Genomic DNA, 15,735 nt, shown 5'->3' with positions numbered 1-15,735 from the left:
CGAGGTGGGGTGATTTAGGTGGCATCGCGCATGGCGTTGACGATTTTCTCGATGAAAGCGTCAGCCGACATGTTCGGGTTGTTCCAGTACTGCGTGACCGCATCCTGCATGGCGCCCGAGAAATTCGGCGGGCTCAGGATTTCCATGCTTTCCACCTGGTTGGCGGGATCGCTCAGGATGGAATGGGATTTCTGAGCGCAGATATCCATGGATGACACGTCGACATCCATCCGGACCGGGATGGAGCCCTTCTTCTTGTTGAACTCGATCTGCGTGGCGGGGTCGAGCAGGACTTGGATCAACTTGTCCTGGGTGGCCAGCGCCGCCTTGTCCTTGGTCGCCGGGAAGACGAATACGTCCCCGCCGATGACCAGCTTGGGTTCCTGCCCGACAACCGTGCAGCCGTACTCCTTGCCTGCCGTCTGGCCTGCCGCGATGAATTCACCCTTGGCCCAGTCGCCGTTGAAGTGCATCGCCGCCTTGTTGGTGATGACAAGAGCCGTCGCGTCGTTCCAGTTGCGGCCCGGGCTGCCCGGATCGACGAGACCGCGCATTTTTCCGAAGAGTTCCACCGTTTCCTTAAACTTGGGGGTCTTCACCACATCCGGTTTGCGGGTGCCGTAGAGTTGGCGGAACATATCCGCTCCGCCATGGCCGACGACGACGGCCCGGAACAGGTTGTGCTCCCAGGTCGGCTGACCGCCGAGCGCCAGCGGAATAATGCCCTTGGCCTTCAGCTTCTCACCACTCTCGACCAGTTCAGGGAAGGTCTTGGGAGGCTCGAGACCGGCATCGACGAAGATCTTCGTGTTGTAGAACATCCAGTTCTGGCCATGAATATTGACCGGGACGGCGAAGAACTTACCTTCGCGCACAGTCGCATCGACGATCGGCTTGGGCATGATCTGCCGCCACTTGCCTGCCTGTGCCTGCTGGTCGACGTCACGGACCAAGTCATTGCTCACCAGCTCGTCGAATTGCTTACCAGTGTTGAACTGCATCATGGTCGGGGGATTGCCGCCCACCATGCGGTTGATGCCGGCCGTACGGGCATTGGCGCCGCCGGCAATGGCATTGTCGACCCAGGTGCCTCCGCCCTTCGTGAACTGATCGGCGAAGACCTTGACCGATGCGGATTCCCCGGCCGAGGTCCACCAGTGCAGAACCTCTGCTTTCATCTGCTGCGCGAACGCACCGCTGCTCCAGATCAGGGCAATAGAAAGGGTATACGCAGAAACGCGTGTCTTCATGCTCATGGCTTCCTCCCAGAAGCGTCTTATCGATCTTTGTAATCGATTACATCTTGAGGTATAGGTTGTAGTGGCTTTTTAGATTAGTCAAGACACTAGTTGAGGGAAGTTATATCCTATGAGAGAAGGTAACATGTCTTGCTGAAGGGGTGGGGGAAACCTCAATGAGTCGGAGAAGATGGCGTTCTGTGAAGGAGATACGCATCGCCGATGTAGCTCGTCTTGCGGGCGTCTCGACGGCGACCGTCAGCCGCGTTCTGTCGGAACCAGGCAAGGTGCGGCAGAAGACGCACGACGTCGTGATGGAGGCGGTGCGCCGCAGCGGCTACATTCCCAACAGCACGGCGCAGAAGCTGCGCACGCGCCGCACCATGAACGTGCTGGTGATCGCCCCGCGTCTTACTAATCCGGTTTTTGCCGAGATCCTCCGCGGGGTCGACGACGAACTGACGCACTCAGGCTATGGAATCATCATCGGCAACCTCGACAACCGCAGGGAGCGGGAGGCCCGCTATGTAGACCTCGTTTTGTCCCGGCAGGTGGATGGCGTCCTTCTGCTGACCGGGTACATTCCGGAAAACGGAACCCGTGACATGCGGGAATCCGGGCTGCCCATCGTCGCCGTGTGCGCTGCCATCGAGGACGAGGCGATTCCGAACGTGGTCGTTCAGGACCGCGAAGCCTCCCACAGGGCTGTCGAATATCTGGCCGGGCTCGGGCATCGCCGTTTCGGCTATATCTCCGGAACGCCGAGTTCGATCATCGAACATGAACGGTTCCGGGGGTTCCGCGAGGGTATCGCCGCGAGCGGCTTCCGGCAGGATGACTTCGTCCGCTGGGAGGGGCCTTTCGTCTTTGCCACAGGCGTATCCGCAGCCGAAGCCTTCCTGGCCATGAAGGACCGCCCCACCGGGATTTTCGCGGCCTGTGACGAGAGTGCCATCGGTTTCATCAAACGGGTCAGAGCCGAACGCGTCCGGGTCCCGCAGGATGTCTCCGTCATCGGCTTCGACGGCATCGAGTTTGCGGATTATACCGAGCCTACGCTCACAACCTTCCGGCAGCCCCTGCATGAATTGGGGCGCGTGGGCGCCGATGTTCTCATGAAGCTGATCAGAGGCGAGATGAAGGCCGGGGATTGGAATGTTCGATTGCCGCTGACGCTCCTGGAGCGGGACACCACGGGACCTGTTCTGCATAAGGATTACAAGTCGCTGCGCCGATCGGCGATGTAAGGTCGAAGCCGCCCACGAGAGAGAACCGAGGAGAACGCCATGCAGCCTGTCCGTTGGGGAATTCTGAGCACCGCGAAGATCGGTCGGGTGAAGGTCGTCCCCGGTATGATGAAGAGCCCACTCTGCGAGGTCATTGCCGTTGCGTCACGAGACGAGGCGTCCGCGCGGGAGATGGCTGCGGAGCTCGGGATCGCGAAGGCCTACGGCTCCTATGAGGCGCTCCTTGCCGATCCCGAGATCGAAGCAGTCTACAATCCGCTGCCCAATCATCTGCATGTGCCGATGACCTTGGCGGCCGCCGCCGCTGGCAAGCATGTCCTCTGCGAGAAGCCGATCGCCATCACGGCCAACGAGGCGGAGCAGCTCAAGCGCGCTGCGTCGCAGGTCATGCTCGCAGAGGCCTTCATGGTCCGCCATCATCCACAATGGCATCGGGCCCGCAACGTGATTCGCAGCGGCGAGATCGGAGATCTGCGCGCGATCCACGTCATCTTTTCATATTTCAACGTCGACCCGGGCAACATCCGCAACAATCCCGATATCGGCGGGGGAGGGCTGCTCGATATCGGCTGCTATGCGGTCGTGGCCGGGAGGTATGCCTTCGAGACCGAGCCCCAGCGGGTGGTGGCGCTTGTGGATCGTGATCCGGGCTTCGGCGTCGACCGGACCACCAGTGCCCTTATGGACTTCGGAGGAGGGCGGCAGCTGGCCTTCACGGTCTCGACCCAGGCGGTGCCCTATCAGAGAGTCCAGATTCTCGGAACGAAGGGACGAATCGAGATCGAGGTTCCCTTCAACGCACCGCCCGACAGCCCCACACGGATCTTCGTCGATGACGGCAGCCAGCATGGCGATCGCTCCGCGCGAGCCCTCGATTTTCCCGCGGTGGATCAGTACCAACTTCAAGGGGAGGCCTTTAGCCGGGCGATCAGAGGCGCGGCGCCACTCGACTACGGCTTGGAGGACGCCATCCTGAACATGCGCATCCTGGATGCGTTGCGGAAATCGGAAGTGTCCGCCGCATGGGAAAACGTTTAGCACCAGGACTCAAGGCTTAGGGTCGCGATGCCTTTGCGGTACTCCGTATAACTCCGTCATCCATCCGGGTGACCCGTCCGAGCCGACCGGGTGCGTTGACTTGCAAGGGCGAGCTCGAAATTATTCTCACATTCAAATATCGAGGAACGCCGCTTTTGATCGCAAGCGGCCTTGAGCCCCCCAACCTAGAGACAGGCAGCCCCGGATGGACATGAATCCAGCAATCGTCCCGTCATCCTTGAAGTTCGGCACGAGTGGGCTGAGGGGGCTGGTGGTCGAACTGAACGGCGTTCCGGCTTTCGCCTATACCCGCGCATTCGCCGAGATGCTCAAGGAGGACGGCTCGGCGGCTACGTCCCGCAATGTCGTGCTGGTCGGGCGGGATCTGCGCGAGAGCAGCCCGAGCATTGCCCAGCTCTGCTGCGCAGCTCTGCACGAATCAGGCCTCGTGCCGCTCGATTGCGGCGCTCTTCCCACTCCGGCGCTGGCTTATCATGGGATGCGCTTCGGCATTCCGGCGATCATGGTGACCGGAAGCCATATCCCGGAGGATCGGAATGGCCTGAAATTCTACCGGGCTCAGGGTGAAATCGACAAGAAGGACGAGGAGAGCATTCTAGCTTGGCATGCCAAGCTGGCGATCACAGCCGTGCCGGAGACCGCCCGAACGATCCGCGCCGGGACACCGGACGTCGATCTCGTCGCTGCCTACAAGGCTCGTTATCGCGACTTCTTCGGGGACGGGGCATTGAAGGGCCTCACCGTCGGGGTCTACCAGCATTCATCGGTAGCCCGGGATGTCATCGTCGAGATGCTGGAGTCCCTAGGAGCCCGGGCCGTGCCGCTGGGGCGAGCCACCAGCTTCATCCCGGTCGATACCGAGGCGCTTCGGGGTGAGGACGAGACACTGGCGCGGCAATGGGCGGGCGAGCAGGCTCTCGATGCGATTATCTCGACCGACGGTGATGCGGACCGTCCGCTGATTTCGGATGCAGGCGGAACATTCCTGCGGGGCGACCTCGTGGGGGCGATCACCGCCTTGTCTCTGGGAGCGGATGCAATCGTGACGCCCGTGACCTCCAACTCCGCCCTGGAGGCGTCTGGTGCCTTCAGGGCGGTTCTCCGCACCCGCGTCGGATCACCTTACGTCATCGATGGCATGGCTGAGGCCTTGGCCGCGGGGGCGCAGGCGGTCGTCGGGTTCGAGGCCAATGGCGGCGTGCTGCTCGGGTCCAACATCGAGCGGGGCAGGCGCCGGCTTGCGGCCCTCCCGACCCGGGACGCGATGCTGCCGATTCTCTGCGTTCTCAGCGAGATCGTCACGCAAGGCCAGCCTCTTGCCGACATCGGCGCCGCCTTCGCCTTCAAGGCTGCAGCCAGCAACCGGCTACAGAATGTCGCGACACAGAAAAGCGCGGCCTTCGTTTCTCGGTTGCAAATGGATGAAGCGTTCCGGTCCGAACTGATGGCGCCTCTGGGAGGGGTAGCCGAGGTCAATTCCCGCGACGGCTTGCGGATCATGGCCAAGACCGGCGAGGTCGTGCACTTCCGTCCGTCCGGCAATGCGCCGGAACTGCGCGTCTATGTGGAGGCAGCGGCAGCAGATCGAGCCGAACAGCTGTTGGAATGGGGATTGGCTGAGGCCGGGCGGCGGGTCGGGTAAACCCCGGCATCAGCCATTGATAGGGCCGAGGCGGCCGGCAACACTATCGCGAATACCCTTGAGGATCAGTTTCAGCCTGGCCGCGCGCTGGTCGGCGAGAGCCGGGTATGTCGCGAGGAACGCCAAGCTTCGGCTGACGAAGTAGAGCTTCCAGGCGAGGGGGGTGTAGGGCTGGCGAGCGAGCCAGAGAGCGTTTCTCACCCAGTAGTAGTTCCGGATGGGCACGTGGACGGCAACCTCGCGCGTCCCGACCTGCACGGTTCCGCTCCCGAGCTGATGTTCCACGTTCGCCATGGGAGAGAGATAGCTCCTGTACCCGGCCGCCCGGGCGCGAAAGCACCACTCGACGTCGACGAGATCGATGAAGAGATTTTCCTTGAATCCTCCCACCGCCTTCAGAACTGACAAAGGGATCAGAGAGCCCGAAGCAATGATGAAGTCGCTGGCAACTGGACGCGTCTCGTTCGCAAGAGAGAGCCGGGACAAGCGCACCCCATCGGCGCGATAGGCTCGCGTCTGTCGCTGGCTGTTGAGTTCAAAATAGGCTGGGCCAATGGCGGCTGTTCTCCCTTCGTCCCGGTCGAGCGACGATAGGTCGTGCGCCATGTTCATCACCGTTCCAGGCTTGAAAACAGTATCTTGGTCCAGCAGCAGGACGTGGGTAAAACCGTTGGCCAAGGCTCGGGCAACGCCCTGGTTCTGTGCTGCGGCGATCCCGATATTCTCAAGATTTTCAATAGTTTGGCCTCCAGCCTGGGTGGCCGTTCGCCGGATGTCTTCGACATTGGCCGATCCATTGTCGACGACCACAAGGCCTTGGACCTGCGATGAGGCCGACCCGAGGACCTGGGCCAGAAGCGCAATCTCCGGATTATATGTGACCGCGACGGCCAAGATGCGCATGGAAGCCCCCTGAATGAGGCGAGCGTAGTAAAGCGATGTTCAAAGACGGGCAAGCGCCGGGAGGGACGCAGGTCATCGACCTATCGCAGGGCTCCCTTGAAGACTGCCCGAGTTCTCCGGCCCCGCCTGCGCACTCCCGCGGGACAATCGAGTCCCGACCTCGCCGAAAAGTCAAGTGCTTCAATATTTTAGCCCTTTTTGCACGCCGGCCGGCATCAACCGGCCTGGCTCCAACCTTCGAGCGTTGAGGTAGACGGGGGCCAGGGTTGCTGGAGCAGAGCCGAAGAGGTATAGCGGCGTTCGAAGGAACTCCGGTCAGGCTTGCCGGCCGGGAGGTTCTTCCCTTGCGAAAGGCGCGGCACTATGGCGCTTTCATGAGGTATGCGGTCCGGATCAATGCCCTTATAGAAGGGGCGCGCTGTCCCACGAGCCTGTAGCCGAGATTTTCGATGCACAAAGATACGCTGCTGAAAAAGCTGAACGATAAAACCGCTGTGATCGGTATCGTGGGATTGGGCTATGTCGGTCTGCCGTTGTCTCTCCGGTATGCCGAGGTTGGCTACAGGGTTGTCGGCTTCGACATCGACCAGAGCAAGGTCGAGGTCCTGAAGCAGGGACGGACCTATATTGAGCATATCGGCTCTGAGGGTATCGCCAAGGCCATCAGGAACGGTTTCGAGCCGACCTCTGACCTGTCCCGGGCCCGCGAGGTGGATGCGCTGATCCTGTGCGTTCCGACACCTCTCAACAAGTACCGCGAGCCGGATCTCAGCTTCGTTCTGAACACCGTCGATGCTCTCGTCCCGCATCTGAGGGCTGGCCAAGTCATGTCCCTGGAGAGCACGACCTATCCTGGCACCACGGAAGAGGAGCTTCGCCCGCGGCTTGAAAAGGCCGGATTTACGGTAGGTGAGGACGCGTTCCTTGTATTCTCGCCGGAGCGCGAGGACCCCGGCAATGCCAAGTTCAGCACGCATACGATCCCCAAGGTCTGCGGCGGCTCCACCCCGTCCTGCCTTGAGGTCGGCATGGCGCTCTATGGTCAGGTGATCAACACAGTCGTTCCAGTCAGTTCGACTCAGGCGGCCGAACTGACGAAGCTTCTTGAAAACATTCATCGCGCGGTCAATATCGGCCTCGTCAACGAGATGAAGATCATTGCGGATCGCATGGGGATCGACATCCACGAGGTGATCCGCGCGGCTGCAACCAAGCCGTTCGGCTTCGTCCCGTACTATCCGGGACCCGGTCTTGGCGGCCACTGCATCCCGATCGACCCCTTCTATCTGACCTGGAAGGCGCGCGAGTACGGGCTGCACACACGCTTCATCGAGCTTGCCGGCGAGATCAACAGCACCATGCCCGAATGGGTGGTCGAGAAGATCTCCGATGCGTTGAACGAGCGCGGGAAGCCGATCCGCGGCAGCAAGATTCTCGTCCTCGGCATCGCCTACAAGAAAAACGTCGATGACATGCGGGAGTCGCCCTCAGTCGAGCTGATGACGCTGCTTCAGGCGAAGGGTGCGGAGGTCGCCTACAGCGATCCGCATGTCCCGACGTTCCCGAAGATGCGGCGCTATTCTTTCGATCTGAAAAGCGTCGAGCTGACACCCGACACGTTGGCGAGCTACGACCTAGTGCTATTGGCCACGGACCACGACAAGTTCGACTACGAGACCATTGAGAAGAACGCCAAGCTGATCGTGGATACTCGTGGGCGGTATCTGGGTGCTCGTCGCAACGTGGTGAAGGCGTAAAGCTGCGAAGCTGACTGGGAGTACGGGCGTCAGCCTGCGAAAGAACTGGCGGGGAGGGTCCGAAATTGGATCGGCTCGCCTTGGATCGACAGCACAAACGCCAGGATTGAGATCAAGGAAGCGAATTTGAGAGCGGATGAGAAGGCCTTGGAGGTGCTACGCGAGGTTCGCGACGGCTGGCGCTGGCGTGAGCTGTGGATGACGCTTGGCTGGCGCGAGGTGAAGACGCGCACCCGCCGCTCAGAGATCGGACCGTTCTGGAATACGCTCAGTCTTGCTTTCGTAGCAGCCTGTATCGGTGGCCTGTACGGCGGGATCATGGTTCGGCCCATGGCCGAGTACATCCCGCACCTCGTCGCCGGTTACATGATCTGGACCTTGCTGCAGGCGCTCGTGATCGAGGGAAAGGATGCCTTCGTAAGCAATGCAGCGGCGATCAGGGAAATTGCCGTCCCTGCGACGGTTTATGTCTACAAACTCCTTTGGAAGAATCTCATAATCTTAGGCTTTAACGCCATCGTGTATGTTGCGGTGCTCATCCTGTTCCAGATCTCACCGTTTCCAAATGTCGTCTTGGTAGTGCCTGCACTGGCGCTCGTGGTGCTGAATGGGATCTGGGTTTCTCTTCTGCTGGGCTTAATCAATGTCCGCTACAGAGATCTGGGGCAACTGGTCCCGAATGCTATGCGTCTTGCTTTCTTCGTGACGCCGATCCTCTGGTATCCTGACAGCGTGACCGGATTTCGCACAATATTTGTGAACTTCAATCCGTTCTATTATTTCATCGAGCTCGTGCGCGCACCGCTTCTGGGGCAGGTGCCGCATTCGATGATCTGGACTGTTACTTTAGCGATCACCCTAGTCGGTTGGGGCGTTACGGTCCCAATCTATGCCCATTGGCGTCGTCGGATCGCATTCTGGGTTTGAGGTCTGACGATGGCGCTGATTAAGCTCGAAAATGTGACGCTGGATTACCCGGTTCAGGCCTGGAAGTCTGATAGGAAGCGTGCGTCGTCCGGTGAGAAACCCATCGGCGGGCAACTGTCCTCAGGGCAGGCCGGTCAGATGGTCGTGCGTGCTCTCGACCAGCTGTCGCTGACGCTCGGCCCGGGGGACCGCTTGGCTCTGCTTGGACACAATGGTGCGGGCAAGAGCACGCTTCTGCGTGTGATGGCTAAGCTTTATGCCCCGACCCATGGACGTGTGACCATCCAAGGGCGCGTGGCGCCGTTGCTGAACCTCGGTTTCGGTCTGGACATGGACTCGACCGGTTTCGACAACATCTTCATTCGTGGCCTCTTTCTTGGAATGACCAAAGCCGAGCTGAAGAAGAAGGCCGATACCATCGCGGAGTTCAGCGAACTCGGAGACTTCCTTGATCTGCCGATGCGCACCTATTCTTCAGGCATGCGCGCCCGCTTGGCTTTTGCGATCTCGACCCATGTCGAGACCGATATCCTGCTTCTGGACGAGGTCGTGGCGACCGGCGATGCCCGCTTCTTCAAGAAGGCCAATGAGAAGTTGGAGAGCTTTGCACGAGACTCCAAACTTCTCGTTTTAGCTTCCCATTCCAACAAGGTCCTGCGGGACCTGTGCAATAAGGGCCTCTTGTTGGAGCACGGCCGCGTCAAAGCATTCGGACCTATCGATGAGGTGATTGAAACCTACGCCGCATCGGCTGGCGTCGACGCCAAGGACGGATGATCTCGCGATGCTGGTACAAAGGCGAACAGGCATGGGTCAAGATTGCGACGCGAGCGGGTCATTCGTCTCCGCGGCCCCGATCTTGATTCAGACTGCTTGTCAGCCGTTGAGCTGCAAAGTCTTGGACTGATGGCCCAGGATACTCCGCGCTCCCAATCCCACGACCCCGGTGCAGATGCTGCAGCCTTGCGTGAGCGGCTGCAGCAGCAAAGAGAGGAGATAGCTGAGCTCCAGGCGAACATCCGTAGCTTGCAAGCCGAGATCAGGGGACTTCGTGGATCCCTATCATGGAAGATTACAAGCCCATTGCGCGCCTTGGCCCGCAACATTCCAGGCGTGGCTGCCATGATTCAGCGGACCCTCGACCGAACGAAGGATGCCCTAGCTGTCAGATTGCCGAAGCAGGCCGCGAAGGCATTGTTCGATCATCGCTGGGAGATCGGAGACGATTTGGTCGAGCAGATCTCCGCCTATCGAAACTCCACGCCCGACAAGCGTCGGATCGTTCTCTACACGGCCATCTTCGGTGAATATGATAACCTGCTCCTCCCGGACCGCATTGATCCCGATGTCGACTACGTGTGTTTTACCGATCGTCCGCGGAATGATTATGGCGTCTGGCAGATGCGCGCCGTGCCGTATTACCATTCAGATCCGACTAGGATTGCCCGCTGGGTCAAGACCCACCCGCATGAGCTGTTTCCAGACCACGAAGTCGCCATCTGGCTGGACGCCAACATTATACTGAAGGGCGACATTCATCACTACATTGGATTGGTTGCAGGCAAGGACGCCGACCTTGGCCTCATAGCTCACCCGCACCGAGCATGCTTTTACGATGAGGCTGAAGCCTGCAAGCGACTGAGCAAGGATTCCGCGAAGCTCATTGACAGGCAGGTCAAGGAATACAGAAACGCCGGATTGCCACTCAAGCAGCCACTGTTCGAAACTGGCTTTATGATCGTTCCCCTGAGGAAGCAGGATACGGCCGATGCCCTGCATCTTTGGTGGCGGCAGATCGAGATCTACAGCCGGCGGGATCAGCTCGGCCTGGCATGGGTGAATTACCGCTGCCCTGAACTCGACATTGTTTCTCTGCTGCCACAGGGATCGTCGGTGAGAGACCACGATGATTTTGTGTATTTCCGCCATAGCTTCGCACGGGCTTTGATAATCCCGGAAGTACTCCTGAAGTTGGGTATCCTAGCTGATCCGTTGGGCAAAAGCCCCTTCGCCGCTGTGAAGAACGAGCGGCTGAAGCCTTTGGCTGATATTCCTGTCGATGTTGTCATATGCGTTCATAATGCATTGGAAGATGTCCGCCTATGTCTGGAAGCAGCCTGGGCGTGCCTGCTGCCCAGCCACAGAATTATCATCGTCAATGATCGGTCCGACGAGGCGACAAGCTCTTACCTGCGAGAATTTGCGACGGGCAGGAATCAGGTCAGCCTCGTCGAGAATGACCAGAACCTGGGCTATACGCGCTCAGCCAACCGCGGTCTCTGCGCCGGAAAATCCGCCTTTCGGATTCTCCTAAACAGCGACACTATTGTCAGTCCAGATTGGTCCCTGAAGCTTCTTGATGCGGCCAGCCAGAGTCCGAGGATCGGCATTGTAGGCCCCCTGTCTAATGCCGCAGGAGCGCAATCCATTCCTGAGATCAAGGCCAAGGGCAAGAACACCGCCATCAATCTGCTGCCGCCCGGTGTGGCTCCGTCCGATGTCGATATCGCCTGCGAGGGGTGGAGCGACGCGGATCTCGTGCCCCGCGTACCACTGGTCCATGGCTTCTGCTTCGGCATCAAGAAGGAGGTCATCGAGAGCATTGGGCTCTTCGACGACGAGAACTTCAAGCTCTTCTACGGTGAGGAGAATGACTATTGCTTCCGGGCACTCGAGGCGGGGTTTGACCTCGCTGTTGCGACCAACACTTTTGTCTACCACCGTAAGTCGAGAAGCATCGACGAGGAAAAGCGGGTGGTGCACATGGCCGAGGCTTGGAAGCGACTGCGGGAACTCTATGGCGCCGACAGGATCCTAACAGCCTATCGGCAAGTGGAGGAGCACCCACTGCTAGCTCGGATCCGTAAAGAGGCTAAACGCTACTTCCAGGTGCACCAGGGCCGGAAATGAACGCGCCATATTCAACTATAAGTTGAAAGAATGCATGAGATATGTCTTATTGCCCTTGTGGATCGAAGCAAGGCTAGAAGCCGTGGACGATATTGCCGTTATACGCTAGTACCCTGCCGGAGATACAGAAAGCAGGTTGTGCATGCTGGACGAAGAGCATGCTATGGACCTAGGGACGAAGAAGAGCAGGGGTCATGGCAAAGAGATACTTGATCACAGGAGGCGCCGGATTCATCGGTTCGGCTGTCGTCCGCAAGCTGATTTTGGACACGCAGCATCAGGTTCTAGTCGTTGATAAACTGACCTACGCGGGCAACCTCGATTCCCTCAAGTCGGTTTCCGGCAGTGATCGTTACCGTTTCGTCCGCGCCGATATCGCCGACGCCCGGCATATGCAGGCCGTGATCGACGAGTATGCGCCGGATGTGATCATGCATCTTGCAGCCGAAAGCCACGTCGACCGTTCGATCGACGGCCCGGGCGAGTTCGTGCAGACAAACGTGGTCGGCACCTTCACGCTACTCCAGGCGGCTCTGACTTATTGGAGTAAGCTGGACACCACACGCCGCGACGCGTTCCGCTTCCATCACATTTCGACCGATGAAGTCTTTGGTTCCCTCGGCGAGGAAGGCTTTTTCCACGAGGACTACCCGTACCAGCCCAACTCGCCTTACTCGGCCTCCAAGGCTGCATCGGACCATTTCGTGCGCGCCTGGCACCATACCTATGGCCTTCCGACCTTGGTTACCAACTGCTCCAATAATTACGGTCCGTACCATTTTCCCGAGAAGCTCATCCCTCTCATGATCCTGAACGCGCTCGAGGGAAAGCCTCTGCCAGTCTATGGCAAGGGTGAGAATGTGCGCGACTGGCTTTATGTGGAGGACCACGCAGAGGCTCTGATCCTCGTGGCCGAGAGGGGGAGGGTGGGTGAGAACTACAACATTGGTGGCTGGAATGAGCGCGCGAACATTGATGTCGTTCGCTCCATCTGTGAACTCGTCGATGAGATGGCGCCAAGTAATGCGATCGGGCCGCGGGAAAAGCTGATTTCCTACGTGACCGACCGGCCCGGCCACGATCTCCGGTATGCGATCGACGCCAGCAAGATCGAACGTGAACTGGGGTGGCGTCCTACCGAGACATTTGAGACAGGCCTCCGGAAGACGGTTTCCTGGTACCTCGGCAATCAGGATTGGTGGGAGCGGGTCCGGTCCGGTGTCTATCAAGGCGAACGGCTCGGAATCGCAGTCTGAGCTCAGGGTCTCGGTTCCGAGCGCGCAGCTGCTTGAGCCTGGTGCTCGTGAGTTCAACATAGGTTGAGGAGTGATGGAGTGCTGAAAGTGGAGCCGACGGTGCTGCCGGACGTCCGAGTGGTGAGCCCGCAGCGCATTGGTGATCGGCGCGGTTTCTTTTCCGAAACGTACAATCGGCAGCGCTTTACCGATGCCGGTATTGATGTGGAGTTCGTGCAGGATAATCACTCGCTATCGGCCTCGGCTGGCACCGTGAGGGGGCTTCACTTCCAGAGCGTGCCATTCGCGCAAGCCAAGCTTGTTCGGGTCGTGCGCGGCCGAATCCTCGATGTCGTAGTGGACATTCGGCGGTCATCGCCGACTTTCGGCAAGCATATTGCCGTGGAATTGTCTGCAGAGAATGGGTTGCAGCTTTTCGTGCCAATAGGGTTCGCTCACGGCTTCTGCACGCTCGAGCCAGATACGGAGATCGTGTACAAGGTCTCAGCCTACTACTCCTCAGCACATGATCACGGGATGCGCTGGAACGATCCATCACTTGGTATCGATTGGCCTGTCGCGCCGGCTGACGCAGTTCTGTCGGACAAAGACAGGGGGCAGCCGCTGCTCGCCGACTTGCCGGCCTACTTTGCATAGAACAACGGTTGGGCGTGAGGGCTCTTACGAGAGATCCCTGATAGCCAAGGAGACGAACGATGAAGGGCATCATTCTGGCAGGGGGCAGTGGAACACGACTGCATCCCATGACATATGTCACGTCGAAGCAGCTGCTGCCGATCTACGACAAGCCAATGATCTATTATCCGCTGACAACCCTGATGCTGGCGGGTATTCGCGACATCCTGATCATCTCGACACCGGATGATCTTCCGCGCTTTCGTCAGTTGCTCGGGAGCGGTGAGCAATGGGGCATACGCCTATCCTATGCGGAACAGCCCAAGCCGGAGGGACTTGCCCAAGCTTACATCATCGCGGCGGAGTTCGTCGCGGGCGGGCCATCGGTGTTGATCCTAGGCGACAACGTCTATTACGGGCACGGACTGACGGATCTATTACGTTCTGCGGCCGGCCGTACATCCGGCGCCTCTGTCTTCGCCTATCACGTGACCGATCCGGAGCGTTACGGAGTCGTCGAATTCGACCGAAGCGGCAAGGCAATCTCCATCGAGGAGAAGCCGAACGCTCCCCGCTCTAATTGGGCAGTGACGGGCCTGTACTTCTACGATGGTCAGGTCGTCGACATCGCGGCAAATCTGAAGCCGTCTGCACGCGGGGAACTCGAGATCACGGATGTGAACCGCGTCTATCTGGAAATGGGCCAGCTTCAAGTCGAACTGATGGGCCGCGGCTACGCCTGGCTCGATACCGGAACACCGGACAGTCTCGTCGAGGCCGCCGAGTTCGTTCGCGCTTTGGAGAAGCGCCAAGGTTTCCGGATTGCCTGCCCTGAGGAAATTGCCTTCACGGCCGGCTGGATCCAACGGGAACAGCTCGTGGCGCTCGGGACGAGGCTCTCTAAAAGCACCTATGGACAATATCTGTTACGTATCGCCGACGGAGCAGTCTGACGAAGGACTGCAGGACCGAGGCGATGCCTTATGTCACGTTCCCGCTGCTGGATAGAGAAACCTACGATGACCACTATTCCTCTCAATGACCTGCAGCGGATGTACGCCGCTTACGGTGACAAACTCGATCAAACGGCCTTGGACGTCCTTCGGTCCGGCTGGTGGCTCAATGGCCCGCGAAACAAGGCCTTTTGCGAAGCATTCGCGGGTTACCTAGGAGTTGGGCATTTCATAGGCTTGGCCAATGGCACCGATGCGCTCGAGATCGTTCTTCGGGTCCTGCTTGAGAAAGCCCTCCGTTCTGGCAGCGTCGAGCAGACAGCAACGCGGACGGCTGACGCGTACGAGGTGATTACGGTCGCAAATGCCGGTGGATATACAAGCACTGCCTGCTATCTCGTCGGCTGTACACCAGTTTATGCGGATATCGAGCCGGAGAGCCAGCTCCTATCCATCCCCTCGGCCGTCGCTGCCCTGTCGGGCAAAACCGTAGCGGTCGTGGCGACGCATCTCTATGGCGGCCTCATCGACGTTCCTGCCCTGCGCCGAGCCATGAATGACGCTGGTTACGCACATGTTCCCATTGTGGAGGATTGTGCGCAGGCGCATGGCCTCAAGGGCGCGAGTGGGACGGCGGGTACTTTCGGCGACATCGCGACCTTCAGCTTCTATCCGACCAAGAATCTCGGGGCTCTCGGTGACGGCGGTGGAGTTGCGACGAGTGACGCCGACCTCAACGGATCGGTGCGCCGGCTCCAGCAATATGGATGGGGTGACAAGTACAACATCGTAGCAGCCGGTGGCCGCAACTCGCGCCTGGATGAACTGCAGGCTGCTTTCCTATCAGTCCTACTGTCAGATCTCGATTCTTCTAATGCACGTCGTGTGAGTGTACTCGATGCCTATGAGAAGGCAGCTCCCGTTGGTCTTCAAATCGTCCGAAGCCGGATCGGAACCGTGGCTCACCTTGCGGTCATCCAGACGGGTCACCGCGAACAACTGAAGGAATATCTAAAGACCCATGGAGTCGCGACGGATATTCACTATCCTGTTCTCGACTGCGATCAGCCGGGGTGGGGCGACCGGCCCAAGCGGATTGGGCCGTCCGGTCTCGACGTATCACGCGTGAGCGTGAACAGGATCCTGACCTTGCCCTGCTTCCCGACCATGACTGAAGAAGAAGTGGCTCGAGTCTGCAACGCTCTCTCCGCCTTCACACCGCGGTGAC

General features: G+C 59.3%; 13 protein-coding genes. 11 read left to right on the top strand and 2 right to left on the bottom strand.

Features of this window, described 5'->3' with window-relative positions; genetic code table 11:
- Positions 1–14 precede the first annotated feature (14 nt).
- Positions 15–1,256, bottom strand: a complete 1,242-nt coding sequence (locus HPT29_RS17905) for an ABC transporter substrate-binding protein (RefSeq protein WP_173948554.1) — start codon at positions 1,254–1,256, stop codon at positions 15–17.
- Between the two features lie 182 nt (positions 1,257–1,438).
- On the opposite strand from HPT29_RS17905, the gene HPT29_RS17900 reads away from it, so the two are divergent.
- The 3 genes from HPT29_RS17900 (at position 1,439) to HPT29_RS17890 (ending at position 5,186) form a co-directional block, all read left to right on the top strand.
- Entirely contained in the window at positions 1,439–2,485 is a 1,047-nt protein-coding gene (locus tag HPT29_RS17900) for a LacI family DNA-binding transcriptional regulator (protein ID WP_173948553.1), read from the top strand.
- A 39-nt stretch (positions 2,486–2,524) separates the two neighbouring features.
- Positions 2,525–3,523 carry a Gfo/Idh/MocA family protein gene (locus HPT29_RS17895; protein ID WP_173948552.1) on the top strand — a complete coding sequence of 333 codons (999 nt, stop codon included), beginning with the start codon at positions 2,525–2,527 and terminating at the stop codon, positions 3,521–3,523.
- Between the two features lie 223 nt (positions 3,524–3,746).
- Positions 3,747–5,186 carry a phosphomannomutase gene (locus HPT29_RS17890; protein WP_173948578.1) on the top strand — a complete coding sequence of 480 codons (1,440 nt, stop codon included), beginning with the start codon at positions 3,747–3,749 and terminating at the stop codon, positions 5,184–5,186.
- 9 nt (positions 5,187–5,195) lie between these two features.
- On the opposite strand, the gene HPT29_RS17885 is transcribed toward HPT29_RS17890, so the two are convergent.
- On the bottom strand, positions 5,196–6,089 hold the full coding sequence (locus HPT29_RS17885) for a glycosyltransferase family 2 protein (RefSeq protein WP_173948551.1): 894 nt from the start codon (positions 6,087–6,089) through the stop codon (positions 5,196–5,198).
- A 449-nt stretch (positions 6,090–6,538) separates the two neighbouring features.
- Between HPT29_RS17885 and HPT29_RS17880 the strand changes: the two genes are divergently transcribed.
- The 8 genes from HPT29_RS17880 to HPT29_RS17845 all read left to right on the top strand — a co-directional run bounded on the left by HPT29_RS17880 (position 6,539) and on the right by HPT29_RS17845 (position 15,734).
- Positions 6,539–7,846: a nucleotide sugar dehydrogenase gene (locus HPT29_RS17880; RefSeq protein ID WP_173948550.1), complete on the top strand. Its 1,308-nt coding sequence runs from the start codon at positions 6,539–6,541 to the stop codon at positions 7,844–7,846.
- Between the two features lie 126 nt (positions 7,847–7,972).
- Complete coding sequence (locus HPT29_RS17875; protein WP_259060145.1) at positions 7,973–8,773, top strand: ABC transporter permease; 801 nt, start codon at positions 7,973–7,975, stop codon at positions 8,771–8,773.
- A gap of 9 nt (positions 8,774–8,782) precedes the next feature.
- Positions 8,783–9,550, top strand: coding sequence for an ABC transporter ATP-binding protein (locus HPT29_RS17870; protein WP_173948548.1), 768 nt, complete (start codon positions 8,783–8,785; stop codon positions 9,548–9,550).
- 129 nt (positions 9,551–9,679) lie between these two features.
- Positions 9,680–11,683 (top strand): glycosyltransferase domain-containing protein, encoded by a 2,004-nt coding sequence (locus tag HPT29_RS17865; protein ID WP_173948547.1) that lies wholly within the window; start codon positions 9,680–9,682, stop codon positions 11,681–11,683.
- Between the two features lie 194 nt (positions 11,684–11,877).
- Positions 11,878–12,939 (top strand): dTDP-glucose 4,6-dehydratase, encoded by a 1,062-nt coding sequence (gene rfbB / locus HPT29_RS17860; RefSeq protein WP_173948546.1) that lies wholly within the window; start codon positions 11,878–11,880, stop codon positions 12,937–12,939.
- A 78-nt stretch (positions 12,940–13,017) separates the two neighbouring features.
- Positions 13,018–13,575: a dTDP-4-dehydrorhamnose 3,5-epimerase gene (gene rfbC / locus HPT29_RS17855; protein ID WP_432807258.1), complete on the top strand. Its 558-nt coding sequence runs from the start codon at positions 13,018–13,020 to the stop codon at positions 13,573–13,575.
- Positions 13,576–13,634: 59 nt separating this feature from the next.
- Complete coding sequence (rfbA, locus tag HPT29_RS17850) at positions 13,635–14,507, top strand: glucose-1-phosphate thymidylyltransferase RfbA (RefSeq protein WP_173948545.1); 873 nt, start codon at positions 13,635–13,637, stop codon at positions 14,505–14,507.
- A gap of 66 nt (positions 14,508–14,573) precedes the next feature.
- Positions 14,574–15,734 (top strand): DegT/DnrJ/EryC1/StrS family aminotransferase, encoded by a 1,161-nt coding sequence (locus tag HPT29_RS17845; RefSeq protein ID WP_173948544.1) that lies wholly within the window; start codon positions 14,574–14,576, stop codon positions 15,732–15,734.
- Position 15,735: the final 1 nt, after the last annotated feature.

The organism is Microvirga terrae (assembly GCF_013307435.2).
In the GTDB taxonomy this organism is placed as follows: domain Bacteria; phylum Pseudomonadota; class Alphaproteobacteria; order Rhizobiales; family Beijerinckiaceae; genus Microvirga; species Microvirga terrae.
This window is presented reverse-complemented; position numbering and strand designations above follow the sequence as displayed.

Bases quoted from the DNA above. Each gene is read 5' to 3' on its own strand.
- HPT29_RS17905 (WP_173948554.1), bottom strand. From the start codon at position 1,256: ATGAGCATGAAGACACGCGTTTCTGCGTATACCCTTTCTATTGCCCTG.
- HPT29_RS17895 (WP_173948552.1), top strand. From the start codon at position 2,525: ATGCAGCCTGTCCGTTGGGGAATTCTGAGCACCGCGAAGATCGGTCGG.
- HPT29_RS17885 (WP_173948551.1), bottom strand. From the start codon at position 6,089: ATGCGCATCTTGGCCGTCGCGGTCACATATAATCCGGAGATTGCGCTT.
- HPT29_RS17880 (WP_173948550.1), top strand. From the start codon at position 6,539: ATGCACAAAGATACGCTGCTGAAAAAGCTGAACGATAAAACCGCTGTG.
- HPT29_RS17870 (WP_173948548.1), top strand. From the start codon at position 8,783: ATGGCGCTGATTAAGCTCGAAAATGTGACGCTGGATTACCCGGTTCAG.
- HPT29_RS17865 (WP_173948547.1), top strand. From the start codon at position 9,680: ATGGCCCAGGATACTCCGCGCTCCCAATCCCACGACCCCGGTGCAGAT.
- rfbB (WP_173948546.1), top strand. From the start codon at position 11,878: ATGGCAAAGAGATACTTGATCACAGGAGGCGCCGGATTCATCGGTTCG.
- rfbA (WP_173948545.1), top strand. From the start codon at position 13,635: ATGAAGGGCATCATTCTGGCAGGGGGCAGTGGAACACGACTGCATCCC.
- HPT29_RS17845 (WP_173948544.1), top strand. From the start codon at position 14,574: ATGACCACTATTCCTCTCAATGACCTGCAGCGGATGTACGCCGCTTAC.